Source organism: Streptomyces sp. TP-A0874, assembly GCF_001748085.1.
GTDB lineage: Bacteria > Actinomycetota > Actinomycetes > Streptomycetales > Streptomycetaceae > Streptomyces.
In genome coordinates this window covers 153,517-178,034 of the sequence record NZ_BBZK01000008.1, presented here as the reverse complement: position 1 = coordinate 178,034, position 24,518 = coordinate 153,517, and the positions used below count along the sequence as shown (strand labels likewise).

Below are 24,518 nucleotides of genomic sequence, written 5' to 3'. Positions count from 1 at the left end.
TCGAGGATCGCTGCATGCCTGGCATCACGCGCGAGGAGGTCGCCCACCTCGCCCGGCTGTCACGTCTGGAGCTGCAGGCGGATGAGCTCGACCACTTCGCCGAACAGCTCGACGTGATCATCGGCGCGGTCGCCCGCGTTTCCGATGTGGCCGACGAGGACGTACCGCCCACCTCTCACCCGCTTCCGCTGACCAACGTCATGCGCGCGGACGAGGTCCGTCCCTCCCTCACTCCTGAGCAGGCGCTCTCCGGCGCCCCCGCCCAGGAGCAGCAGCGCTTCAAGGTGCCGCAGATCCTGGGGGAGGAGTGACCATGGCCGACCTGATCAGGCTCACCGCCGCCGAGACCGCGGCGAAGATCTCCTCGGGCGAGACCAGCGCCGTCGAGGTCGCCGAAGCGCACCTGGCCCGGATCGAGGCGGTGGACGAGAAGCTCAACGCCTTCCTGCACGTGGACCGCGAAGGCGCCCTCGACCAGGCACGCACCGTCGACGAGCGGCGGGCGAGCGGTGCGCGGCTCGGGCCGCTGGCCGGAGTCCCGCTCGCCCTCAAGGATATCTTCACCACCGAGGGCGTGCCGACCACCGTGGGATCGAAGATCCTCGAGGGCTGGTCGCCGCCGTACGACGCCACCGTGACCAAGCGCCTCAAGGACGCCGGCGTCGTGGTGCTCGGCAAGACGAACATGGACGAGTTCGCCATGGGCTCCTCCACCGAGAACAGCGCCTACGGCCCAACGGGCAACCCCTGGGACCTCACCCGGGTCCCCGGCGGGTCGGGCGGTGGTTCCGCCGCGGCGCTCGCCGCCTTCCAGGCCCCGCTGGCGATCGGCACGGACACCGGGGGGTCCATCCGCCAGCCGGCCGCGCTGACTGGCACGGTGGGGGTGAAGCCGACGTACGGCTCGGTCTCCCGTTACGGCATGGTCGCCTTCTCCTCCTCGCTCGACCAGGGCGGCCCGTGCGCCCGGACGGTGCTGGACGCGGCTCTGCTGCACGAGGCGATCGCCGGACACGACCCACTGGACTCGACCTCGATCGACGCGCCGGTCCCGGCCGTGGTCGAGGCGGCCCGCAACGGCGATGTCCGGGGGCTCCGGATCGGCGTGGTGAAGGAGTTCGCCGGCGAGGGCTACCAGGCCGGTGTGGTGCAGCGGTTCAACGAGGCCGTCGAGTTGCTGCGCGGACTCGGAGCGGAGGTCACGGAGGTCTCCTGCCCGTCCTTCGACCGGGCGCTGGCCGCCTACTACCTGATCGCGCCCTCGGAGTGCTCCTCCAACCTCGCACGGTTCGACGCCATGCGGTACGGCCTGCGGGTGGGCGACGACGGCACGCGGTCGGCCGAGGAGGTCACCGCGCTGACCCGGCAGGCCGGGTTCGGCCCCGAGGTCAAGCGCCGCATCATGCTGGGCACGTACGCGCTCAGCTCCGGCTACTACGACGCCTACTACGGATCGGCCCAGAAGGTCCGCACCCTGATCACCCGCGACTTCGAGCGGGCGTTCGGCGAGGTGGACGTCCTGGTCTCGCCGACCACACCGACCACCGCTTTTCCGATCGGTGAGCGGGTGGACGACCCGATGGCGATGTACCTGGCCGACCTCTGCACCATCCCGTCCAACCTGGCGGGCAACTCCGCCATGTCACTGCCGTGCGGACTCGCACCTGAAGACGGCCTTCCGGTGGGTCTGCAGATCATCGCCCCGGCCATGGCCGACGACCGGCTCTACCGGGTGGGCGCCGCGGTCGAGGCCGCTCTCACCGACCGCTGGGGCCACCCGCTGATCGAGGAGGCACCGACGCTGTGAGCACGCTGCAGAAGGCCAAGGGATTCAGGAAGTCCAAGGCCGGCACCTACCTGTCGCTGGGCACCACGCTCTTCGGAGCGGTCAACGTGGTCAAGCAGGTGAGGAAGGCCCGGGGCGAGGACGACGCGCTGCTGCTGGTCGACGCGGTGGTCTCGGCCGCCGCCATCGCCACCGGCGTGGCCCTGCTCGTCCGGGAGCTGCGCCGGATCGGCGACGACGATGTCCTGCTGGGCTGAGAGGTAAGTTTCCGTGACCGTCACTGAACTGGTGTCGTACGAGGACGCGCTCGCGGCCTACGAGCCCGTGATGGGCCTGGAGGTCCACGTCGAGCTCGGCACCAAGACCAAGATGTTCTGCGGGTGCGCCACGACTCTGGGCGCCGAGCCCAACTCGCAGACCTGCCCCACCTGCCTCGGCATGCCGGGCTCCCTGCCGGTCGTCAACGCGACCGCCGTCGAGTCGGCGATCAGGATCGGCCTGGCCCTCAACTGTGATATCGCCGAGTGGTGCCGATTCGCCCGGAAGAACTACTTCTATCCGGACATGCCGAAGAACTTCCAGACCTCGCAGTACGACGAGCCGATCGCCTTCGACGGTTACCTCGACGTCCAGCTCGAGGACGGCGAGGTCTTCCGGGTGGAGATCGAACGCGCCCACATGGAGGAGGACACCGGCAAGTCCACGCACGTGGGCGGCGCCACCGGTCGCATCCACGGCGCCTCGCACTCGCTGCTGGACTACAACCGGGCCGGAATCCCGCTGATCGAGATCGTCACCAAGCCGATCGTCGGCGCCGGCGAGCGGGCGCCCGAGGTGGCCAAGGCCTACGTGGCCGAGCTGCGCGAACTCATCAAGGCCCTCGGGGTCTCCGAGGCCCGGATGGAGATGGGCCAGCTGCGGTGCGATGTGAACCTGTCGCTCCGCCCGCGCGGAGCGGAGCGGTTCGGCACCCGCTCGGAGACGAAGAACGTCAACTCCCTGCGGAGCGTCGAGCGCGCTGCCCGCTTCGAGATCCAGCGGCACGCCGCGGTGCTGTCGGCCGGCGGCACCATCGTCCAGGAGACCCGCCACTTCCACGAGGACGACGGCTCCACCACCTCGGGCCGGGTGAAGGAGGAGGCCGAGGACTACCGCTACTTCCCCGAGCCCGACCTGGTGCCGGTCGCCCCGGCGCGGGAATGGGTCGAGAAGCTGCGCGAGGGCCTGCCCGAGTTGCCCCGGCTCCGGCGGCAGCGGCTGAAGGCCGAGTGGGGGCTGACCGACCACGAGATGCAGTCGGTGCTCAACGCCGGAGCCCTGCCGCCCATCCTGGCGACCATCGAGGCCGGAGCGCCCGCCGACCAGGCTCGGAAGTGGTGGATGGGCGAGCTGGCGCGGCGCGCGAACGAAGACGGCGTGGAACTCGCCGCCCTGCCGATCACCCCGGAGCAGGTGGCCCGGATCGCGCAGTTGGTCGCCGAGGGGGCGCTCAACGACAAGCTGGCTCGGCAGACGATCGACGGCGTGCTCGGTGGCGAGGGAGACCCGGACACCGTCGTGGAGAAGCGCGGGCTCAAGGTCGTCTCGGACGAGGGCGCCCTCAGCGTCGCCGTCGAGGAGGCGATCGCCGGTAACCCGGCGATCGCCGAGAAGATCCGTGGCGGGAAGGTCGCGGCCGCCGGTGCCCTGGTGGGAGCCGTGATGAAGGCCACCCGCGGCCAGGCGGACGCGGCCCGGGTGCGCGAGCTGATCCTGGAGAAGCTGGGCGTGGCCGGCTGAGCGACTCCAGACGCGGTGCGGGCGGTCCGTCCTTCGGGACGGGCCGCCCGCTGTGTTCAGCGGGCGCACTCGGACCGCTGCGGCTGGCGATAAGGGTGTCCGGATCGAGGTGCCGCCTCCCGAAAGAGGGGGTTGGTGCTGCTGTGACTGATGAGTCCCGATGTGACGATGGCCACTTGGTAGACCGTTGATCTCTCCGGGCTGCGAGAGTGGGTTCTCGTGCGTTTCTTTTGAGGGCAGCTTGCCCTGGAAGATCCACGAAAGTTCTCCAGGGAGCCCGTGAAATGGCCGCACTCGCCCGGTGGTGTATACGGCGCCGCCTCATCGTCGTCGTGATGTGGCTGGCTGTTCTGGGCGGCACCGCCGCCGCGGCCGCACTCGCGGGCACGTCCTACACCAACGAATACGACGTGCCCGGCACCGAGGCCGGCCGCGCCACGGAACTGCTGGAGAAGTCGTTCCCGGAGCGGCTCGGCGGTGGGGGCACCATCGTCTGGCACACCGAGCACGGAACCGTCCGATCCGCCGGGGTGGAACAGCGGATGACCGACGCGCTGGACGCGATCGCCGAACTCCCGGGCGTCTCCGCGGTCGCCAGCCCCTATTCCGGTGACGGGGCCTCCAGGATCAGCCCGGACGAGCACACCGCCTACGCCGGCATCACCTTCGAGGGCAGCACGGAGGACCTGGGCGACGCGCAGGTGCGGGAGATCGTGGAGACCGCGCGCGACGCCGGCGGGGACGGCCTGCAGGTCGAAGCGGGCGGCTATGCCCTGGGTGCGAAGGGCAAGCCCTCCTCGCATGTGGCGGAAGCCGTGGGGATCCTCGCGGCCGCCGTGGTCCTTTTCCTCGCCTTCGGTTCGCTGGCCGCCATGGTGCTGCCGATCGTGACCGCGCTCGTCAGTGTGGGCACCGGCTACCTCGCCATCGGCCTGCTCGGACACACGATGGTCATCGCCGACTTCGCCCCGGTCCTCGGGCTGCTCGTCGGGCTGGGCGTCGGCATCGACTACGCACTCTTCATCGTCACCCGACACCGCCGCGGCCTGCGCCAGGGACTCTCGGTGGCCGATGCCGCCGAACGCGCCGTCGCCACCTCAGGCCGGGCGGTCATCTTCGCCGGAGCCACGGTGGCGATGGCCCTCCTCGGCATGCTGGTCCTGCGTCTGAACTTCCTCGACGGGGTGGCGATCGCGGCCTCCCTCACCGTCCTGCTGACCGTGGCCGCTTCGGTCACCCTGCTGCCGGCCCTCCTGTCGGTCATCGGCGACCGGGCGCTGAGCCGTCGGGACCGGCGTCGACTGGCCCAGCAGGGATCGGTACCGGAACTGCCCACGGGCTTGGCCGCCCGCTGGTCGGCCTTCGTCGAGCGCCGCCACAAACTCCTCGGCGCACTGGCCGTCTGCGTCATGGTGACCCTCGCCCTGCCCACGCTCTCCCTCCGGCTCGGCGGCTCTGACCAGGGCAACGGCCCCAGCACCGCGACCACCCGCCAGGCCTACGACCTGATGGCGGAGGGCTTCGGTCCCGGTGCGAACGGCCCGCTGACGCTGGTCTCCGCCATTGACGGTCCGGCCGACCGGCTGGCCTTCGAAGGGCTGCCGGAGACCCTGCGCGATGTCTCCGGTATAGCCGGAGTCGGTTCCTCCGAGATCAGCGCGGACGGACGGACCGGACTGATCACGGTCACGCCCAGCACCGCGCCGCAGGCGGAAGCCACCTCGGAGCTGGTGGACCGGCTCCGTGAGGACGTGCTGCCGAAGGCGGAGGAGAACACCTCGCTCGCCGTGCACGTGGGCGGATCCACCGCGACCCATGACGACTTCGCCTCGGTCATCGTGGGGAAGCTTCCGCTCTTCGTCGGCGTGGTCATCGCCTTCGGCTCGGCTCTGCTCCTGCTCGCCTTCCGCAGCATCGGGATACCGCTGAAAGCCGCCCTGATGAACGTCATGGCGGTCGCCTCCTCCTTCGGGGTGGTGGTCGCGGTCTTCCAGTGGGGATGGGGCAGTGAGCTGCTCGGGCTGGGTCGTGCCGGTCCGATAGAGCCCTTCCTGCCGGTGATCATGGTGTCGGTGCTCTTCGGACTCTCCATGGACTACCAGGTCTTCCTGGTCAGCCGGATGCACGAGGAATGGCTCCGGACCCGCGACAACTGCCGTTCGGTCCGGGTGGGGCTCGCCGAGACCGGCCGAGTGATCAACTCCGCCGCCCTCATCATGATCGCTGTCTTCTCCGCCTTCGTTCTCAGCGGTGACCGCATCATCGCGATGTTCGGGATCGGTCTGGCCACCGCCGTGGCCCTGGACGCCTTCGTGCTGCGCACCCTCCTCGTGCCCGCCCTGATGCATATGCTGGGCGGCGCCAACTGGTGGCTGCCCGCCTCGCTGGACCGGTTCCTGCCGCGCATCAGCATCGAGGCCCCCGAGCAGGGACAGTCGAAGGCGGACGCCACACCGGCCGACAAGGTCGATGTGATCGCCTGAAGCGGCTCAGCTGACCTTGAGATGAAGGATCCGGTCGTCCTTCTTACCCGGGCTACCACGACCGTCGGTCTCACTGGTGACCAGCCACAGCCCACCGGAACCATCGGCCAGCACGGTGCGGAGCCGCCCGTAGTCCCCGGTGAGGAAGGCCTGAGGTTCGGCCAGCGGACGCGTACCGTCCATCGGGATGCGCCACAACCGCTCACCCCGCAGTGAGGCCATCCAGATCGACCCCTTGGCGAAGGCGATGCCACTGGGGGAGGCCTCCGAGGTCTTCCACTGGGCCACCGGATCGGTGGTACCGGACTGCTTCGACTTCCCCTCGGCCTCCGGCCAGCCGTAGTTCCGGCCGGGCCGGATCAGATTGAGCTCATCCCAGGTGTCCTGCCCGAACTCCGAGGCCCACAGCCGCTTCTCCGCGTCCCAGGCCAGGCCCTGGACGTTGCGGTGCCCGTAGGAGTACACCACCGAGTCGGCCTCCGGATTGCCGTGCACCGGCTCACCGTCCGGGGTCATCCGCAGGATCTTGCCCCCCAGGGACTCCTTGTCCTGTGCGAGCCCACGCTCCCCGCTCTCCCCGGTGCCGACGTACAGCATCTTGTCCGGCCCGAAGGCGATCCGACCGCCGTTGTGCGTCACGCCCTTGGGGATGCCCCGGAAGACCGTGTCCGGAGCGCCCAGCTGCCCGCCGGCGGGCTTGTCCTCGTTGTAGACCAGGCGGGCGATCCGGTTGTCGGACTCGGTCGTGAAGTAGGCGTAGATCATGTGGTCGACGCCGTAGGAAGGCGGCACTGCGATGCCCAGCAGCCCGCCCTCACCGCCGGCGGAGACACCGGGCACCGAGCCCAGCTCGGTCTTCTTCCCGCTCTCCGCCGAGACCCGGAAGATCTTCCCGGAGTCCCGGGAGGAGACCAGCAGGTCACCGTCGGGCAGCGCGGCCAGGCCCCAGGGGGAGTCGAGCCCCTCAGTCAAGGTGCGATCCACCTTCACCGATCCCTTCGCGGGGGCGAGAGGCGCCGACGAGGAAGCGGAGGCGGAGGGCTTGGTGCCCGGGGACCGGCTCGTCGACGACTCGCCGCCCGGCGCGCCGGCCGGTGTGGAAGAGCAGCCGGCCGTGAACAGAAGAGCGGTGGCGGCCAGTAGGGCCGTCACAGCCGATGATGGACGCACAGGGTGATCCCTTCTCTCGTCGGTCCGGCCGAACGCCGGTGCCGCCACTCGTACCGCACCGCGACTCCCGCTGCCAGGGAACACCACGGGGCGGTGGCCCAGGAGCCGGAGGCGGACTCGCTTCGAATACACCGCCCGGACCAGGGGGGTTCCGGCGGCAGCGTTCTCCGTGGCCGGCCGGTCGACGGACGTGGGCCGTCGTACCCGCGCCCGGTCGGTGGCGGTTCAGTCCCATGAGACGAGCGGGGCCGGCAGCCCCGATATCTCCGCCAGATCCTGCTCATCCAGCCGGAGGGCCGCCGCCCCGGCGTTCTCCACCACCCAGCGCTCCTTCTTGGTGCCGGGCACCGGCACCACATGCCGGCCGCGGGAGAGCACCCAGGCCAGCGCCACCTGCGCGGGGGTCGCTCCCCGCCGCTCCGCTATCCGCCGCAGACCCGCCACCACCGGCTGGTGGGCGGCCATCATCTCCGCCGTGAAACGCGGATGCCGGGCCCGTACGTCATCCGGCTCGAAACCCTGACCGGGGGTGAGCGTCCCGCTGAGGAAACCGTTCCCGAGCGGCATCGCGGCGAGGAAACCGACGCCCCGCGCCTCGCACCACGGAACCAGCGACTCCAGCGCCTCCGGAGACCACACCGAGAGTTCCGCCGCCACCGCGCTCACCGGGAAGACCTGTTGCACCCTGGTCAGCGTCGCGAGGGTGGAGTCGTGCATCCGCTCCGCCGACCGCCGTCGGGCACGGGCGCCCACCGCGCAGAATCCCAGCGACCGCACCTTTCCCGCGGCGACCAGTTCGGACATCGCCCCCCACGTCTCCTCGACGGGGACGTCCGGGTCCACCCGGTGCAGCTGGTAGAGGTCGATCACGTCCGTCTGCAGGCGGCGGAGGGAGGCGTCGCAGGCCCGCCGCACGTAAGCCGGCCGGCCGTTGGTGACGATGTGCTGGTCACCGACGAGAAGCCCGCACTTGGTGGATATGAAGGCCTCCGCACGGCGCTTGCCGAGCGCTCGGCCCACCAGCAGCTCATTGGTGAACGGCCCGTACATGTCGGCGGTGTCGAGCAGCGTCATGCCATGGTCCAAGGCGGTGTGGACAGCGCGTAGCGATCCCTCGCCGTTCTGCTGGGAGGTGCTGTACGCCCAACTCATCGGCATGCAGCCGAGGCCGACGGCCCCCACCGACAGCGTCCCCCCGACCACCGTCCTCGACTCCACCTGACCTCGTACCCCCTTGCTCGCCTGCCGGGGGATCGGAGCTCCCCGGACCGGAGGCGGGGGCTCCCGCCCCGAAGGGCACAGTAACGTCTGCTGCCGGAGCGGCCGCGTCTGGTGCCGGGACCACCGTCCCGGCCCGCCTGGCGGCCAAGCGGGCAGGCGAGGTGGGGCCTGTCGGGACTAACCTCCGCCACATGACTGCAGACGTATGGCTGCCGCTGCCGCCCGGCGAGTTCGAGGTGCTGCCCGAGGGCTTCGAGTACCACCACTGGGACGGTGCCCCCGAGTTCCCCGCTGATCCGGCGAACTGCGTGTTCTACGGAGTCCCCTACATGAAGGGCGCCGAGGTCGCGACCCGGCCGCTGGCCCGGATGAGCAGGGTGCGGGTGGTGCAGACCCTGACCGCCGGTGTCGACCACGTCCAGCCCGCCCTGACGGTGCTGCCCTCCGGTGTGCTGTTGTGCAACGCCCGGGGAGTGCACGAGGCGAGCACCGCGGAGCTGGCGCTGGCGCTCACCCTCGCCTCGCTCCGCGGTATCCCGGAGTTCGTCCGGGCGCAGCAGGCCGAGGAGTGGCGCACCGCCTTCCACCCGGCTCTCGCCGACCGGTCCGTGCTGATCGTCGGATACGGCTCGATCGGCAGCGCCATCGAGGATCGGCTCACTCCCTTCGAGTGCGCGCGGGTGGTGCGCGTCGCACGCAACGCTCGCACCACTCCGCGCGGCCCGGTGCAACCGTTCACGGAACTCCCGGAACTCCTGCCGCAGGCCGATGTCGTCATCCTGGTCACGCCCCTCACCGAAACCACCCGCGGGCTGGTCGACGCCGCCTTCCTCTCCCGTATGCGGGACGGCGCGCTGCTGGTGAACGTCGGACGGGGGGCGGTGGTGGTGACCGAAGCGCTGCTCGCGGAGCTGGAGTCGGGGCGGTTGCGCGCGGCACTCGATGTCACCGATCCGGAGCCGCTGCCCGCGGGGCACCCGCTCTGGCATGCGCCGAACGTGCTGATCTCACCGCACGTCGGAGGCCCGACCTCGGCCTTCCTGCCGCGGGCCAGGGCACTCCTCCAGGAACAGCTGACCCGGTTCGCCGCCGGTGAGCCCCTCCGGAACACCGTCGCCACCGCCGGCTGACGCCTCCGGGGGGCGTACGGGAAGGCGCCCGCGCACCATCAGCCTCCGCACGTATGCACGGAAGGCCAACCGAAGGGAGGTTAGTCACGCAGAGTAGAGGAAGTATGTCGCAGAGTGACCATCCTGGTGTATCGTCCCGACCGGGCCTGTGCCACCGCGTGGAGCGACCGACGCCGCGGTGGACCGTAACTCGAGGGGGGCGACGGGCGATGCACGGCCGATGGACCGACCAACCGAAGCGGCGGAGCCGCCGCCCACGACGATCCGGGGCGACATCCCAAGGGGACCGCAGCCGCCTTGCGGCGGGGCGCGGGCGTCCGGTCGGGGCCGTTCGGTGAGCCTGTCAGGGGCGGTGCTCCCGGGCCAGTCGTCCTCCGCCGAGCCGGGCAGGAGCGTGCTGCCCCTGCTCTGCCTCGTCGTCTGCTGCGGAGGGTACGCCCTCGGAGCGGCCCTCGGCTGGGGCTCCCGGACCTTCGCGCTGGTGATGGGGGACTTCGGGCTGAGTGCGGCCGCCCTGGCCGCCGCCGTGTCCTGCCTCTGCTACGCCCGCCGCCGTAGCCGCCGACTGAGGCCGGCCTGGTTGCTGTTCGCCGTTTCCTCGGCGATGGCCGGCGCCGGGAACGCGGTCTGGGGCTGGTACGAGGTGGTGCTGGGCGAGCCGGTGCCCGCCCCCTCCTCCGCCGACTTCTTCTTCCTCCTCTTCGCGCCCCCGGCCATCGTCGGCCTGCTGGTGCTGGCCAAACGCCCGGACAGCCGGGCGGGCTGGGTCTGCCTGGGGCTCGACTCCTGGCTGATCGGCGGCTCGTTACTGACCCTCTCCTGGAGCCTGGCGCTCGCGCACACCGCCCACGGGGAGAACGACAGCGTGGCTCGGGCGGCCCTCGCGCTCGCCTACCCGCTGCTCGACATCGCGCTGGTCAGCATGGTGCTGGCGCTGCACTTCCGGCGTTCCTCAGCCAACCGTTCGGCGATCAACACCGCCATCGCGGCCCTAGCGCTCACCGTGCTCTGCGACGCGCTGTTCACCTCGCCGCTGTTCCACGACGGCTACCGCTCGGGCCAACTCCTCGACGCCGGCTGGTTCGCCGGTTCCGTGCTGCTGGCCTACGCGCCCTGGGTCGGGCGGCGGGACACGGGCGACTGGGAGCGGGCAGAGCGCCGCTCCGGGCGCGCCGCCGCGGCCCCCGGCTCGCTTGCCGCGCTGACCCCCTACCTCGCTGCGGGCGTCTGCACACTGGGCATCCTCTACAACGTCCTGGACGGCCGGCACGTGGACCGGATCGTGATCACCACTTCCTGCACGGTGGTCCTCGCCCTGGTGGTGCGGCAGGGCATCATGCTGGTCGACAACATCCGGCTGACCCAGGAACTGGCCCACAAGGAGAACCACTTCCGCTCACTGGTCCAGGGATCGAGCGACGTCATCATGATCGCGGCGCCCAGCGGTGTCCTGCGCTACGTCAGCCCGGCGGCCGCCGGCGTCTACGGCGTCGAGGCCGAGGAACTTGTGGGATCACCGCTGGCCGACCTCATCCACCCGGACGACCTCGGCGGTGTGGTGCACGAGGTCCGGCGGTTCCTCGCAGCTCCCCCGGAGAAGGAGTCGACGACCCGGATCGAGTGCCGTTTCCGGGCCGGCGACAAGCACCGGTCCGGCGGCGGCTGGCTCAACGTCGAGTCGACGGTCAACCGGCACCACGGCGGCCTGATCTTCAACAGCCGCGATGTCACCGAGCGGGTGAGACTGCAGGCACAACTGCGGCACAGCGCCGAACACGACCCGCTCACCGACCTGCCCAACCGGGCGCTGTTCACCGAGCGGGTCCGCCTGGCGCTCAGCGGCCGCCGCAGCGGCGACCCGGGCACCGCCGTACTCTTCGTCGATCTCGACGGCTTCAAAGCGGTCAACGACACCATCGGCCACCAGGCCGGGGACGAACTCCTCGTCCACGCCGCCCGGCGCCTCCGGGAGTCCGTACGAGCCGGGGACACCGCCGCCCGGCTCGGCGGTGACGAGTTCGCCGCGCTCATCCTCGGCGACGGCGGCCAGGACGAGACCTCCAGGGAGTACCGCATCCTGGAGATCGCCGACCGGCTGCGGAGCGCCCTGTCCCAGCCCTATCGGGTGTCGGGCGCCGAAGCCAGGGTGGCCGCCAGCATCGGCGTCGCCTTCGCCGAGCCCGGGATCGGCCCCGCCGAGCTGATGCGCAACGCCGACCTCGCGATGTACCGGGCCAAGGCCGCCGGCAAGGACCGGGTCGAGCTGTACACCCCGCAGATGCAGGCCGACGTCGTCCACCGGGTGGAGGTCGCCGGTCGGCTCCGTGCCGCACTGGAAGACGGCGAGTTCACCCTGCTCCACCAGCCGGTGGTGGCACTCGCCAGCGGCCGGATCGCCGCGGTGTCGGCACAAGCCCGCTGGCGTTCGGCACAGGGCATCCTCTTCACCCCCGCCGAGGTCCTGCGCGCCAGCCAACAGGGCCGCGGCCGCAGCGCCCGCACCGCGCAGCTGGGCGGCTGGCTGCTGGAAGCAGCGGTGCGACACGCCGCGGAGCGGCACCGGGACGGCCTGCAGGCCCCGGTGGGCGTACGGCTCGCCGCCCGTCGGCTGGTGGAGCATTCCACGGCGCCGCGGGCCGTCGAGGGGCTGCTCACGCGGTATGACCTGCCTCCGGCCGCGCTGGTGCTGGAGCTGTCCGATCTCGACCCCCAGCTGCCCCCGGAGCAGTTGGAGCACCGGCTGGCCGAACTGCGCGGGCTCGGTGTCCGGGTGGCCCTGGACGGCTTCGGCGGTGGCACGGCCGGGATGCGGGCGTTGTGTCGGCTGCCGGTGGACTTCCTCCGCCTCCACCGGAGCCTCGTCGAGGAGGTTGTCGAGTCCGAGCGGCTGCAGAAAATCACCGGGGGACTGCTGAGGGTCGCCGCGGAGCTGGGTGTGGAATCCGTCGCGGACGGGCTCGAACTACCGGAGCAGGTGGTGGCGCTGCGTAGTATGGGATGTACGTACGGCCAGGGGATGGCTTTCGCCGGGCCGCTCGACGATCAGCGGCTCCGTGGCGTGCTGACGCGGGCCGCTCTCCCGGTGCCCGGTGCGGGGGCGGCCGTGCTCAGCGGTGGTGGCGTCCTGGCCTCTCGCGCGCCGGAGGGAGGAGATGGGTCGTTGCGACCCGTTCCGGAGGGAGACGAGAGGCCGCTGCGCCCGTCCGGGGTGTCGGCCGCCGAGACCGCGGCCATGCCTCAGCCCAGGTCGCCCGGCGAGAGCGCCGTCGAACCGGCCGGACACTCACCGTCCCGCTCCCAATCCTCATCGTGTTCAAATAATGAGACGCGCGTCCCACCCACTTGACACTTGCCAGGTGGCGGAGAGAAGGTCAAAGACATGCGCACCCGAATCCTCGTAATTGGACAGCGCGTCGGCTGAAGCAGGTGAACCGAATCCCTGCGGACCACACCCGACGCGCTCCCCTCGCTTGCCTTCCGGCACGAGGGGTTTTTTGTTGCACCACCCCCGGCGGAATCCACGCCGCCTATCCCGGGACCCGACTCCGAAGCCGGTGATCCCCCGGGACCAGCCACCCACCCCGACCCTTCGAACACCCTCATCTCGAGAAGAGAATTGCCGATGACCGAGCAGGCCACCGGGGCTCACCACCCGCAGCCGCGGCACCGTAACGGCGGGCCGCAGCCCGTCACCACCGAGGACGTCACGGGAGCGCAGTCCCTCGTCCTCTCCCTCGAAGCAGTGGGAGCCGACACGGTATTCGGGATTCCGGGCGGTGCGATCCTCCCCGCGTACGATCCGCTGATGGACTCCTCGAAGGTCCGGCACGTCCTGGTCCGGCACGAGCAGGGGGCGGGGCACGCCGCCACCGGCTACGCCCAGGCGACCGGCAAGGTCGGGGTCTGCATGGCCACCTCGGGCCCGGGCGCCACCAACCTCGTCACCCCGATCGCCGACGCGCACATGGACTCCGTCCCGCTGGTGGCGATCACCGGCCAGGTGGCCTCGGCCGCCATCGGCACCGACGCCTTCCAGGAGGCGGACATCTGCGGCATCACCATGCCGATCACCAAGCACAACTTCCTGGTCACCGACCCGGCGGAGATCCCGCGGACGATCGCCGAGGCCTTCCACATCGCCGCCACCGGGCGCCCGGGTCCGGTCCTCGTCGACATCGCCAAGGACGCCATGCAGCGGCGCGCGTCCTTCGTCTGGCCGCCGCAGACCGACCTGCCCGGTTACCGTCCGGTGACCAAGCCGCACGCGAAGCAGATCCGTGAGGCGGCGAAACTGATCATCCAGGCCAGGCGCCCCGTGCTCTACGTCGGCGGCGGGGTGGTGAAGGCCGGGGCCACCGCCGAACTGCGGGTGCTGGCCGAGCTCACCGGCGCACCGGTCACCACCACGCTGATGGCCTTGGGGGCCTTCCCGGACAGCCACCCGCAGCACGTCGGAATGCCCGGGATGCACGGTTCGGTCACCGCGGTCACCGCGCTGCAGAAGGCGGACCTGATCGTCGCGCTGGGCGCCCGCTTCGACGACCGGGTCACCGGAAAGCTGGACTCCTTCGCCCCCTTCGCCAAGGTCGTGCACGCGGACATCGACCCGGCGGAGATCAGCAAGAACCGCGTCGCCGACGTGCCGATCGTCGGTGACGCGCGGGAGGTCATCGCCGATCTGATCGTGGCCATCCAGAAGGAGCACGAGGAGGGCCGGGTCGGCGACCACACCCAGTGGTGGCGGAGTCTCAACCGCTGGCGCGAGACCTACCCGCTCGGCTACGAGATGCCCGAGGACGGCAGTCTCTCCCCGCAGCAGGTGATCCAGCGCATCGGCGAGCTCGCACCGGAGGGCACCGTCTACGCCGCCGGGGTGGGCCAGCACCAGATGTGGGCCTCCCACTTCATCGGCTACGAGCAGCCCCGGACGTGGCTGAACTCCGGTGGCGCGGGAACCATGGGCTACGCCGTTCCCGCCGCGATGGGCGCCAAGACCGGCCGACCGGAGGTCACGGTCTGGGCGATCGACGGTGACGGCTGCTTCCAGATGACCAACCAGGAACTGGCCACCTGCGCGCTGAACAACATCCCGATCAAGGTCGCGATCATCAACAACGGCGCGCTCGGGATGGTCCGCCAGTGGCAGACCCTGTTCTACAACCAGCGCTACTCCAACACCGTGCTGCACAGCGGCCCCCAGGACACCGACGGAGGCTCTCTCGAGAGCCCCGGAGCGGCCGCGAGCGCGGGCACCAGGGTGCCGGACTTCGTGAAGCTCGCCGAGGCCATGGGCTGCGTCGCCCTGCGCTGCGAGCACCCCGAGCAGCTGGACGCGGTCATCGAGAAGGCCAACTCCATCAACGACCGGCCGGTGGTGGTGGACTTCATCGTCCACGAGGACGCCATGGTCTGGCCGATGGTCGCGGCCGGCACCTCCAACGACGAGGTCATGGCGGCCCGCGGGGTCCGGCCGGACTTCGGCGACGGCGTCGACGACTGAGACCGGGACCGAGAGAAGCAGAGAGAACCAGCCATGACCAAACACACGCTCTCCGTCCTGGTGGAGAACACCCCGGGCACCCTGGCCCGGATCGCCGCACTGTTCTCCCGGCGCGGGTTCAACATCGACTCCCTCGCCGTGGGCGTCACCGAACACCCCGACATCTCCCGGATCACCATCGTGGTGAACGTCGAGTCGCTGCCGTTGGAACAGGTCACCAAACAGCTCAACAAGCTGGTCAACGTCCTGAAGATCGTCGAGCTCGACCCCGCCGGCTCGGTGCAGCGGGAGCTCGTCCTCGTCAAGGTCCGCGCCGACAACGAGACCCGCTCCCAGATCGTCGAGATCGTCCAGCTCTTCCGGGCCAAGACGGTGGACGTCTCCCCGGAGGCCGTGACCATCGAGGCCACCGGGAGCAGCGACAAGTTGGAGGCCATGCTCCGCATGCTCGAGCCCTACGGCATCAAGGAACTCGTCCAGTCCGGCACGATCGCCATCGGTCGCGGTGCCCGTTCCATCACCGACCGGTCGCTCCGCGCACTCGACCGGACCGCATAGCGAGACCCTCCGCTCCCAACAGGCCCTATCGACATACGGTGGGCCAAACCAACCCGAAGCAACAAGGAGAACACCCAAGTGGCCGAGCTCTTCTACGACGACGACGCCGACCTGTCCATCATCCAGGGCCGCAAGGTCGCGGTCCTCGGCTACGGCAGCCAGGGCCACGCCCACGCGCTGTCCCTGCGTGACTCGGGCGTCGACGTGCGCGTCGGTCTCCCCGAGGGCTCCAAGTCCCGCGTCAAGGCCGAGGAACAGGGCCTGAGGGTCGTCACCCCCGCCGAGGCCTCCGCCGAGGCCGACGTGATCATGATCCTGGTTCCGGACCCGATCCAGGCGAAGGTCTACGAGGAGTCGGTCAAGGACAACCTCAAGGACGGCGACGCCCTCTTCTTCGGGCACGGGTTCAACATCCGCTTCGGGTTCATCAAGCCCGCCGCCAACGTGGACGTGTGCATGGTGGCCCCCAAGGGCCCGGGCCACCTGGTGCGCCGGCAGTACGAGGAAGGCCGCGGTGTGCCCTGCATCGTGGCCGTGGAGCAGGACGCCAGCGGCAACGCGTTCGCGCTCGCGCTGTCGTACTCCAAGGGCATCGGCGGCACTCGGGCCGGGGTCATCAAGACCACCTTCACCGAGGAGACCGAGACCGATCTCTTCGGCGAGCAGGCCGTTCTCTGCGGTGGTACGTCCGCCCTGGTGAAGGCCGGTTTCGAGACCCTGGTCGAGGCGGGTTACCAGCCGGAGATCGCCTACTTCGAGTGCCTCCACGAACTCAAGCTGATCGTGGACCTCATGTACGAGGGCGGGCTGGAGAAGATGCGCTGGTCGATCTCCGAGACCGCCGAGTGGGGCGACTACGTCAGCGGGCCGCGGATCGTCACCGACACCACCAAGGCGGAGATGCGGAAGGTGCTCGCCGAGATCAAGGACGGCAGCTTCGCCAAGCGGTGGATGGAGGAGTACCAGGCCGGCCTGCCGAAGTACAACGAGTACAAGAAGGCCGACGCCGACCACACTCTGGAGACCACGGGCAAGGAGCTGCGGAAGCTCATGAGCTGGGTCGACGAGGAGGCCTGAGGTCTCCCTGAGGCGGTGCGGAGCGGAGGCGGCCGGTCTGGCCGCCTCCGCTCCGCACCGCCCACCGGCCGGACCCGCGCCCCCGGGCGCGGCTCCGGCACCGGGGCTCCGCGCTCCGCGGCACGGCCGATGGCCCGTTCCGGTCTGCGGTCGATCCGAGTGAGTGATCCTGTGGTGGAGACGCCGGTGGAGGCGTCAAACGCGTCCGCGAGCGCCGATACACTGCACACCACGCGTCAGGCTCACAGCGTCGTGCGTCTTCCACGCGGCTGCCCCCTGCACCGCCCGCGGCCGTCGGGACGGCCGTCCTCCCCCGGGCCCCTCCGGCCCGGGAGGGGCCTGGACTAGTGAGGACTGAGACACCACGTGAGCCCGAAACCCGTCGTACTCATCGCCGAAGAGCTCTCGCCGGCCACCGTCGACGCCCTGGGGCCGGACTTCGAGATCCGGCACTGCAACGGAGCGGATCGAGCCGAGCTGCTGCCGGCCATCGCCGATGTGGACGCCGTCCTCATCCGCAGCGCGACCAAGATCGACGCCGAGGCCATCGCCGCCGCCCGGAGGCTCCGGGTGGTGGCTCGCGCGGGCGTCGGCCTGGACAACGTCGACGTCTCCGCCGCCACCAAGGCCGGTGTAATGGTCGTCAACGCGCCGACCTCGAACATCGTCACGGCGGCCGAGCTCGCCTGCGGACTGATCGTCGCCACGGCGCGGAACATCCCGCAGGCGAACGGCGCGCTGAAGAACGGTGAGTGGAAGCGGAGCAAGTACACCGGCGTGGAGCTGTCCGAGAAGACGCTCGGCGTGGTCGGTCTGGGACGGATCGGGGTACTGGTCGCCCAGCGGATGTCCGCCTTCGGAATGAAGATCGTCGCCTACGACCCGTACGTGCAGCCGGCCCGCGCCGCCCAGATGGGCGTCCGGCTGCTCTCCCTGGACGAACTGCTCCAGGCCTCGGACTTCATCTCCGTGCACCTGCCGAAGACCCCGGAGACCATCGGCCTCATCGGGGACGAGGCCCTGCACAAGGTCAAGCCCGAGGTCCGGATCGTCAACGCCGCACGCGGCGGGATCGTCGACGAGGAGGCGCTGGCCTCGGCCCTCAAGGAGGGGCGGGTGGCCGCCGCCGGCCTGGACGTCTTCGCCAAGGAGCCCTGCACCGACTCTCCGCTCTTCGAGTTCGACAACGTCATCGCCACCCCGCACCTGGGCGCCTCCACCGGCGAGGCGCAGGAGAAGGCGGGCATCTCGGTCGCCCGGTCGGTGCGGCTGGCACTCGCGGGCGAGATGGTGCCCGACGCGGTCAACGTGCAGGGCGGGGTCATCGCCGAGGACGTACGCCCGGGGCTGCCGCTCGCCGAGAAGCTCGGCCGGATCTTCACCGCGCTCGCCGGCGAGGTCGCGGTCCGGTTGGACGTCGAGGTGTACGGGGAGATCACCCAGCACGACGTCAAGGTGCTGGAACTCTCCGCGCTCAAGGGCGTGTTCGAGGACGTCGTCGATGAGACGGTCTCCTACGTCAACGCCCCGCTGTTCGCCCAGGAGCGCGGGGTGGAGGTCCGGCTGACCACCAGCTCCGAGTCGCCGGACCACCGGAACGTGGTCACCGTCCGCGGCACCCTGGCCAGCGGCGAGGAGGTTTCGGTGTCCGGCACCCTGGCCGGCCCCAAGCACATCCAGAAGATCGTCGGGGTCGGTGAACACGACATCGATCTGACCCTCACCGACCACATGGTCTTCCTGCGCTACCACGACCGTCCGGGCGTGGTCGGCACCGTCGGCCGGGCGCTCGGCGAGATCGGACTGAACATCGCCGGTATGCAGGTCTCCCGGGCGGTACCGGGAGGTGAGGCGCTGGTGGTGCTGACCGTCGACGACAGCATCCCGACGTCCGTCCTCTCCGAGATCGCCGAGGAGATCGGAGCCACCTCGGCTCGCGGAGTGGACCTCCAGGACTGACGCCCGAGGACACCGGGCGGCCGCCCCGACCGCAACGGCGGGGGCGGCCGCTCTCGTCGTCGGGAACCGCTCACAACCGGGCGCTCTTGAGCGCCATGTGCAGCAGCAGCCGGTCGCGACCGTCGTCCAGCCCGAGGCCGGTCAGCTCCTCGATCCGCGACAGCCGGTAGTAGAGCGTCTGCCGGTGGATGCCCAGTGCGGCGGCGGCGCGTCCGGCCTGCCCCGCGCAGTCCAGGAACACCTCCGCCGTCCGGGCCAGCTGCGGGTTCCGACCGTGCAGCAGGGGCAGCGCGACCGGATCCGGCATGGCCTCCGGCGGAAGGCCGGAGAGCATCCGGTAGGCCCCGATCCCGCTCCACTCGGCCACCGGGCCGAACCGGGGCTCGGCGCGGGCCGCCCGGGCGGCACCGACCGCCTCCCGCCAGCCCCGGGGCAGCTCCGACAATCCCTGCCGCGGGGCACCCACGCCGGCCGTCGCCCCAGTGGCCGGGTGGGTGTCGAGGAGCCGTACCGCCGCGCTCCGCGCCGGGGCGCAGGAGACCCGACGGCCCGCCGCCGGCGTGTCGCTCCCCCGAGGTGTGTCGGTCTCCGGCGCGGGGAGGGCGGGCGGACGGAGCCGCACCAGGGCGGCCGTTCCGACCTCCCGGACGGCGCACAGCGCCACCGCACCGGGGACCCCGGCCAGCCCGGGGCCGGGGTCGGCGGCCTCTCCCGCGCTCTGCCGCGGCGGCGAGGGGAGCACCGCCACCACGGCGTGCCAGCCGTCGGCCGCCGCGCCGAGCGCGTCGCGCAGCTCGGCCAGCGCCCCGGCCCGCTCGGCGTCCGGTCCGGTCAGCACGGTGCGCAGCCGTTCGCCGGACTCCGCGCCGGCGCTGGCCTCGGCGGCCAGCAGAGCTCCGATCCGGGCCGCCGTCTCCATGGCCTCGCCCAGTCGGGGATCGATCGGCGGGCTGGTGCGCAGGTCCGCCAGATGGCCGTCGTCGAGCAGCCAAACGTAGCCGTGCACCACTCCGCGGTGCCGGGCGGGCAGGCAGATCCTGCCCATCAGCACTCCGGCCGCTGGGTCCGGTGGGATCCGCAGCGGGCCGGTGGCCCGGGTGATGCCGAAGGCCTCGAACCAGGCCCTGACCGCCGGGGTGGAGCGGCGGTGCAGGATCGAGCGGGTGCGGACCGGGTCCAGCGCCGGATCTCCGGCCGCGTCACCGCTGTCCTGGGCTCCGAAGGCGATCAGCCGGAAGGCGCGGTCCTCGAGGGTGGCCGGTGCGCCGAGCACCGCCGAGACCTCGTCCACCAGTTGCTGATAGTCACCGCGCATCGCCGCTCCGGTAGCTCACTCGCCGTCCGCCGCCGCACGGAAGGGCGGCGGGCCTCCATTCTCGCCGCTCACCGGTCTTCATACAGCTGTATGAGGGTCTCGTCAGCGAACCGTGACAGCTGTCGATGGCCCTGGGGCGCGGCGCTTCCTAGGTTGGCGGTGCGTCCCGGGGCCGGCGTTCCGAGGCGCGAGTGGCCCCTGGATTCCGCCGACGGCTGTGATCCGGTCGGTTCTTCACTTGGAGGTGCCCCGTGCTGGGTCCCGTCTTCCTCGCCGCCGCCCGCAGCAGCGGCATCCGCCGTGTCGTCTCGGCGGCGCCCGTCACCCGTGCCATGGTGGACCGGTTCGTGGCGGGGGAGGAGCTCGCTGACTGCCTGGCCGTGGTGAGCGCCCTGGAACAGCGCGGCCTGCGGGTCACCGTCGACCACCTGGGCGAGGACACCCGCGACAAGCAGGAGGCGCAGCGCAACCGGGACGCCTACCTGGCGCTGGCGGAGGCGCTGGCCGGAACGGGCATGGGAGAACGCGCCGAACTCTCGGTCAAGCTCTCCGCCTTCGGGCAGGCCCTGCCCGGCGGGCACGACATCGCGCTGGCCAACGTCTCCGAGGTGGTCGAGGCGGCCGCCGCGGCCGGCACTGCGGTCACCCTCGACATGGAGGACCACACCACCGTCGACTCCACCCTCGCCATCCACGCGGAGCTGCGGAAGCGCTTCCCGGAGACCGGCGCCGTGCTGCAGTCGTACCTCTTCCGGAGCGAGGACGACTGCCGGGCGCTCGCCGAGGGCGGCGCGCGGGTCCGGTTGGTGAAGGGCGCCTACGACGAGCCGGCGAGCGTGGCCTTCCGGGACAAACGGGAGGTGGACCGCGCCTTCGTCCGCTGCCTGAAGCTGCTGATGGCCGGCGAGGGTTATCCGATGGTCGGTTCCCACGACCCCCGGATGGTCGCGATCGCCCAGGAGCTGGCCCGGCGCGCCGACCGCAAGCCGGGGGAGTACGAGTTCCAGATGCTCTTCGGGATCCGGGAGGCCGAGCAGCAGCGGCTGGTGGCCGAAGGACACCGGATGCGGGTCTACGTCCCCTACGGCACCGACTGGTACGGCTACTTCATGCGGCGGTTGGCCGAGCGCCCGGCCAACGTCGCCTTCTTCCTGCGCTCGCTGGTGACGAACGGCTGACTGAAGACCCCGTCGCGAGGGGAGCATGCTGGTAGTGAGGGCCCCACACCGGGCTCCCCGGCGCACCCCTTCCGGCCGAGCCGGTGATGCACCAAGACGACCTCGCATCCCTGTCCTCACGATCGAAGGAGAGAACGCCCCTCATGGACGCAGTGACCCGAGTACCCGCTCCGGCCAACGAGCCGGTCCACGGCTACGCGCCCGGCAGCCCCGAACGGGCCAGGCTGGAGGCGAAGCTCAGCGAGCTGGCGGCCAACCCCATCGACCTGCCGATGACCATCGGGGGTGAGAAGCGGATGGGCGGCGGCGAGCGGGTCGACGTCGTGCAGCCGCACAACCACAAGGCCCGGCTCGGCACCTTCGCCACCGCCACCCGGCAGGACGCGCAGGACGCGATCGACGCGGCGCTGGCCGCCGCCCCGGCCTGGCGCGCGCTGTCCTTCGACGACCGCGCGGCGATCATCCTCAAGGCGGCCGATCTGCTGTCCGGGCCGTGGCGTGAGACGATCGCGGCCTCCACCATGCTCGGCCAGTCCAAGACCGCCCAGCAGGCCGAGATCGACGCCCCCTGCGAGCTGGTCGACTTCTGGCGCTTCAACGTGCACTTCGCCCGGGAGATCCTGGAGGAGCAGCCGCTGATCCAGCCCGACGGCGTCTGGAACCGGATGGACCACCGTCCGCTGGAGGGCTTCGTCTACGCGATCACGCCGTTCAACTTCACGGCGATCGCCGGCAACCTGCCCACCGCTCCGGCGCTGATGGGCAACGTGGTGGTCTGGAAGCCGTCCCCCACCCAGACCCACTCCGCGGTCCTGCTCATGGAGCTGCTGGAGGAGGCCGGCCTTCCCAAGGGCGTGATCAACCTGGTGACCGGCGACGGCCGGGAGGTCTCCGAGGTGGCCCTTCCGCACCCGGACCTCGCGGGTGTGCACTTCACCGGTTCGACGGCGACCTTCCAGCACCTGTGGCGGACGGTCGGCGAGAACATCGCCGGGTACCGGAGCTACCCGCGGGTGGTCGGGGAGACCGGTGGCAAGGACTTCATCGTCGCCCACCCGTCGGCCGACCCGGCGGTCCTGAAGACCGCGATCATCCGCGGTGCCTTCGAGTACCAGGGGCAGAAGTGCTCCGCCGCCTCGCGCGCCTACCTGCCGCGCTCACTGTGGGAGGGCGGCCTGAAGGCCGAACTCGTGGCCGAGACCGAGGGCCTCACCATGGGGGACCCGACGGATCTGTCGAACTTCATGTCCGCGGTCATCGACGAGCGGGCCTTCGCCAAGAACAAGGCCGCGATCGACCGGGCCGCGGCTGACCCGAGCTGTGAGATCGTCGCGGGCGGTACGTACGACGACTCGGTGGGCTACTTCGTCCGGCCGACCGTCATCACCTGCTCCGATCCGGAGAACGAGCTGTTCAAGACCGAGTACTTCGGCCCGATCATCGCCGTGCACGTCTACGAGGACGCGGACTTCGAGGCGGTACTGGACCAGATGGAGTCGGTGTCGTCCTACGCGCTGACCGGTGCGGTGCTGGCCCGCGACCGGCAGGTGCTGGCCAGCGCCTCGGAGAAGCTGCGTTTCGCGGCGGGCAACTTCTACCTGAACGACCGGCCGACCGGCTCGATCGTGGGACAGCAGCCCTTCGGCGGCGGCCGGGCCTCCGGTACCAACGACAAGGCCGGCTCGAAGTTCAACCTGATGCGGTGGTCCTCCCCGCGCGCCATCAAGGAGACGATGGTCGCACCGACCGACTATCGCTACCCGCACATGGGCTGACCTGCTCCTGTCCCATGGGTGCCCCCGTCCGGCATTACTCCGGGCGGGGGCACTTCGCGTGGCGCGCCGGCAGCTGCCGTCTCAGATAGTAGGAAGGCCGACTATTTGTAGAGACAGCGGCGCTCTGCTGCCTTACTTTTGTAGGAGCCGACTGTCTCGCTCGATCCCAGCGATCGGCGGAAGCGGGCCGGTGCCTTCCGCAGGCGACCCCTGCCGCACCTCTGGCCTCCCGCCGCCTTCCGGCGTCCTCAAAGCCATCAGCAGGTGTTGCCTGCCCTCGTTTGGGAGAACGCGCATGTTGAACCAGCCCGTCCGCAAGGTCCGCCGCCGTACCGCCAGCTCCGCCGCCGAAAACACCGCCCGGAAGAACGCCGCCGCCGCACTGCAGCGCGCCCTGGACCGCCGGGACAACGGCGGGGCCACCGGGCACTGAGGCCCGCCCGTCCCGGACCCGAGGACATTGTCCGCATGGCGGACGAGACGTGTCAGGCAATGGGACGTGAGGTTATGGTTCCCGCATGTCTCGCAGCATCGATCTCGCAGTGGTCCCCGGTGACGGCATCGGACCGGAAGTCGTGGCTCAGGGCCTGAAGGTCCTATCGGCGGTCCTTCCGCAGAGCGTGAAGCTGGAGACCCGGGAGTACGATCTCGGGGCCCGCCGCTGGCACGCCACCGGCGAGACCCTCCCGGACGCCGAGCTCGACAGCATCCGGCGGCACGACGCGATCCTGCTCGGCGCCATCGGCGACCCGTCGGTTCCCTCGGGGGTGTTGGAGCGGGGACTGCTGCTCAAGCTGCGCTTCGCCTTCGACCACTACGTCAACCTCCGCCCGTCAAAGCTCTTCCCGAACACCGCGACACCGCTCCAGGGCCGCCCCCAGATCGACTTCGTGGTGGTCCGCGAGGGCACCGAGGGGCCGTACGTCGGCAACGGCGGCGTGCTCCGGGGCTCCACCGAGGCCGAGGTGGCCACCGAGGTGAGTCTCAACACCGCCTACGGTGTCGAGCGGGTGGTACGCGACGCCTACCGGCGGGCCGACGCACGGCCCCGGAAGAAACTCACCCTCGTCCACAAGAACAACGTGCTGATCCACGCCGGCCAGCTGTGGAAGCGGATCTTCGACGCGGTCGGCGCGGAGTATCCGCAGGTCACCACCGACTACCTGCACGTCGACGCCGCGACGATCTTCTTCGTCACCCAGCCCGAGCGGTTCGACGTGATCGTCACCGACAACCTCTTCGGCGACATCCTCACCGACCTCGCCGCCGCCGTCACCGGCGGCATCGGACTGGCCGCCTCCGGCAACATCAACCCCACCGGTGAGTTCCCCTCGATGTTCGAGCCGGTCCACGGCTCCGCGCCGGACATCGCGGGGCAGGGCAAGGCCGACCCGACGGCGACCGTACTCTCGGTGGCGCTGCTGCTCCGGCACCTGGGTTACGAGGCCGAGGCCGAGCGGGTGGAAGCCGCCGTGGCGGCGGACCTCTCCGAACGCTCGGCGGGCGGTCGCTCGACCGAGGAGATCGGCGACGCGCTCGCGGCCCGGGTAGCCGGCTGAGCCGACCGGACGCAGAACCTCCGCCGGC

General features: G+C 70.7%; 18 protein-coding genes. 15 read left to right on the top strand and 3 right to left on the bottom strand.

Going from position 1 to position 24,518, the window contains the following annotated elements; genetic code table 11:
* Positions 1-14: 14 nt before the first annotated feature.
* The 5 genes from gatC to BGP73_RS15220 all read left to right on the top strand — a co-directional run bounded on the left by gatC (position 15) and on the right by BGP73_RS15220 (position 6,048).
* Positions 15-311 carry an Asp-tRNA(Asn)/Glu-tRNA(Gln) amidotransferase subunit GatC gene (gatC, locus tag BGP73_RS15240; protein WP_069815082.1) on the top strand — a complete coding sequence of 99 codons (297 nt, stop codon included), beginning with the start codon at positions 15-17 and terminating at the stop codon, positions 309-311.
* A 2-nt stretch (positions 312-313) separates the two neighbouring features.
* Positions 314-1,807, top strand: coding sequence for an Asp-tRNA(Asn)/Glu-tRNA(Gln) amidotransferase subunit GatA (gene gatA / locus BGP73_RS15235; protein ID WP_069815080.1), 1,494 nt, complete (start codon positions 314-316; stop codon positions 1,805-1,807).
* On the top strand, positions 1,804-2,043 hold the full coding sequence (locus BGP73_RS15230) for a hypothetical protein (protein ID WP_069815078.1): 240 nt from the start codon (positions 1,804-1,806) through the stop codon (positions 2,041-2,043). The genes gatA and BGP73_RS15230 overlap by 4 nt, the downstream gene beginning before the upstream one ends.
* Positions 2,044-2,056: 13 nt before the next feature.
* Positions 2,057-3,565: an Asp-tRNA(Asn)/Glu-tRNA(Gln) amidotransferase subunit GatB gene (gene gatB, locus BGP73_RS15225; RefSeq protein ID WP_069815077.1), complete on the top strand. Its 1,509-nt coding sequence runs from the start codon at positions 2,057-2,059 to the stop codon at positions 3,563-3,565.
* A gap of 284 nt (positions 3,566-3,849) precedes the next feature.
* A complete protein-coding gene (locus BGP73_RS15220) occupies positions 3,850-6,048 on the top strand; it encodes an MMPL family transporter (protein WP_069815075.1) in 2,199 nt (732 codons plus the stop codon).
* Between the two features lie 6 nt (positions 6,049-6,054).
* Here BGP73_RS15220 and BGP73_RS15215 read toward each other — a convergent pair whose 3' ends face one another.
* The gene (locus tag BGP73_RS15215; RefSeq protein WP_374701149.1) at positions 6,055-7,218 is read right to left on the bottom strand and encodes a PQQ-dependent sugar dehydrogenase; all 1,164 of its coding nucleotides are present in this window, start codon (positions 7,216-7,218) and stop codon (positions 6,055-6,057) included.
* Positions 7,219-7,443: 225 nt separating this feature from the next.
* Positions 7,444-8,400 carry an aldo/keto reductase gene (locus tag BGP73_RS15210; RefSeq protein ID WP_069815401.1) on the bottom strand — a complete coding sequence of 319 codons (957 nt, stop codon included), beginning with the start codon at positions 8,398-8,400 and terminating at the stop codon, positions 7,444-7,446.
* 230 nt (positions 8,401-8,630) lie between these two features.
* Between BGP73_RS15210 and BGP73_RS15205 the strand changes: the two genes are divergently transcribed.
* From BGP73_RS15205 to serA, 6 genes are all read left to right on the top strand, one after another.
* The gene (locus BGP73_RS15205; protein WP_069815072.1) at positions 8,631-9,569 is read left to right on the top strand and encodes a 2-hydroxyacid dehydrogenase; all 939 of its coding nucleotides are present in this window, start codon (positions 8,631-8,633) and stop codon (positions 9,567-9,569) included.
* A gap of 334 nt (positions 9,570-9,903) precedes the next feature.
* The gene (locus BGP73_RS15200) at positions 9,904-12,915 is read left to right on the top strand and encodes a putative bifunctional diguanylate cyclase/phosphodiesterase (RefSeq protein WP_069815070.1); all 3,012 of its coding nucleotides are present in this window, start codon (positions 9,904-9,906) and stop codon (positions 12,913-12,915) included.
* A gap of 276 nt (positions 12,916-13,191) precedes the next feature.
* The gene (locus BGP73_RS15195) at positions 13,192-15,069 is read left to right on the top strand and encodes an acetolactate synthase large subunit (RefSeq protein WP_069815068.1); all 1,878 of its coding nucleotides are present in this window, start codon (positions 13,192-13,194) and stop codon (positions 15,067-15,069) included.
* Positions 15,070-15,102: 33 nt separating this feature from the next.
* A complete protein-coding gene (ilvN, locus tag BGP73_RS15190; RefSeq protein ID WP_069815067.1) occupies positions 15,103-15,627 on the top strand; it encodes an acetolactate synthase small subunit in 525 nt (174 codons plus the stop codon).
* Positions 15,628-15,705: 78 nt separating this feature from the next.
* Positions 15,706-16,704, top strand: coding sequence for a ketol-acid reductoisomerase (ilvC, locus tag BGP73_RS15185; RefSeq protein WP_069815065.1), 999 nt, complete (start codon positions 15,706-15,708; stop codon positions 16,702-16,704).
* Between the two features lie 366 nt (positions 16,705-17,070).
* Entirely contained in the window at positions 17,071-18,663 is a 1,593-nt protein-coding gene (gene serA, locus BGP73_RS15180) for a phosphoglycerate dehydrogenase (RefSeq protein WP_069815063.1), read from the top strand.
* Positions 18,664-18,733: 70 nt separating this feature from the next.
* Here the strand turns inward: serA and BGP73_RS15175 are convergent, their stop codons facing one another.
* Positions 18,734-19,978 carry a PucR family transcriptional regulator gene (locus BGP73_RS15175; RefSeq protein ID WP_069815061.1) on the bottom strand — a complete coding sequence of 415 codons (1,245 nt, stop codon included), beginning with the start codon at positions 19,976-19,978 and terminating at the stop codon, positions 18,734-18,736.
* Between the two features lie 251 nt (positions 19,979-20,229).
* Between BGP73_RS15175 and BGP73_RS15170 the strand changes: the two genes are divergently transcribed.
* From BGP73_RS15170 to BGP73_RS15160, 4 genes are all read left to right on the top strand, one after another.
* Positions 20,230-21,156 (top strand): proline dehydrogenase family protein, encoded by a 927-nt coding sequence (locus tag BGP73_RS15170; protein WP_069815059.1) that lies wholly within the window; start codon positions 20,230-20,232, stop codon positions 21,154-21,156.
* A gap of 143 nt (positions 21,157-21,299) precedes the next feature.
* On the top strand, positions 21,300-22,931 hold the full coding sequence (pruA, locus tag BGP73_RS15165) for an L-glutamate gamma-semialdehyde dehydrogenase (protein WP_069815057.1): 1,632 nt from the start codon (positions 21,300-21,302) through the stop codon (positions 22,929-22,931).
* Between the two features lie 295 nt (positions 22,932-23,226).
* Complete coding sequence (locus tag BGP73_RS23145) at positions 23,227-23,364, top strand: hypothetical protein (RefSeq protein WP_170837844.1); 138 nt, start codon at positions 23,227-23,229, stop codon at positions 23,362-23,364.
* A gap of 85 nt (positions 23,365-23,449) precedes the next feature.
* Positions 23,450-24,490 (top strand): 3-isopropylmalate dehydrogenase, encoded by a 1,041-nt coding sequence (locus tag BGP73_RS15160; protein WP_069815055.1) that lies wholly within the window; start codon positions 23,450-23,452, stop codon positions 24,488-24,490.
* Positions 24,491-24,518: the final 28 nt, after the last annotated feature.

Coding starts and splice junctions, on each gene's coding strand:
- pruA (WP_069815057.1), top strand. CDS start 21,300: ATGGACGCAGTGACCCGAGTACCCGCTCCGGCCAACGAGCCGGTCCAC.
- BGP73_RS15195 (WP_069815068.1), top strand. CDS start 13,192: ATGACCGAGCAGGCCACCGGGGCTCACCACCCGCAGCCGCGGCACCGT.
- BGP73_RS15160 (WP_069815055.1), top strand. CDS start 23,450: ATGTCTCGCAGCATCGATCTCGCAGTGGTCCCCGGTGACGGCATCGGA.
- BGP73_RS23145 (WP_170837844.1), top strand. CDS start 23,227: ATGTTGAACCAGCCCGTCCGCAAGGTCCGCCGCCGTACCGCCAGCTCC.
- BGP73_RS15175 (WP_069815061.1), bottom strand. CDS start 19,978: ATGCGCGGTGACTATCAGCAACTGGTGGACGAGGTCTCGGCGGTGCTC.
- gatC (WP_069815082.1), top strand. CDS start 15: ATGCCTGGCATCACGCGCGAGGAGGTCGCCCACCTCGCCCGGCTGTCA.
- BGP73_RS15205 (WP_069815072.1), top strand. CDS start 8,631: ATGACTGCAGACGTATGGCTGCCGCTGCCGCCCGGCGAGTTCGAGGTG.
- ilvN (WP_069815067.1), top strand. CDS start 15,103: ATGACCAAACACACGCTCTCCGTCCTGGTGGAGAACACCCCGGGCACC.
- gatA (WP_069815080.1), top strand. CDS start 314: ATGGCCGACCTGATCAGGCTCACCGCCGCCGAGACCGCGGCGAAGATC.
- BGP73_RS15220 (WP_069815075.1), top strand. CDS start 3,850: ATGGCCGCACTCGCCCGGTGGTGTATACGGCGCCGCCTCATCGTCGTC.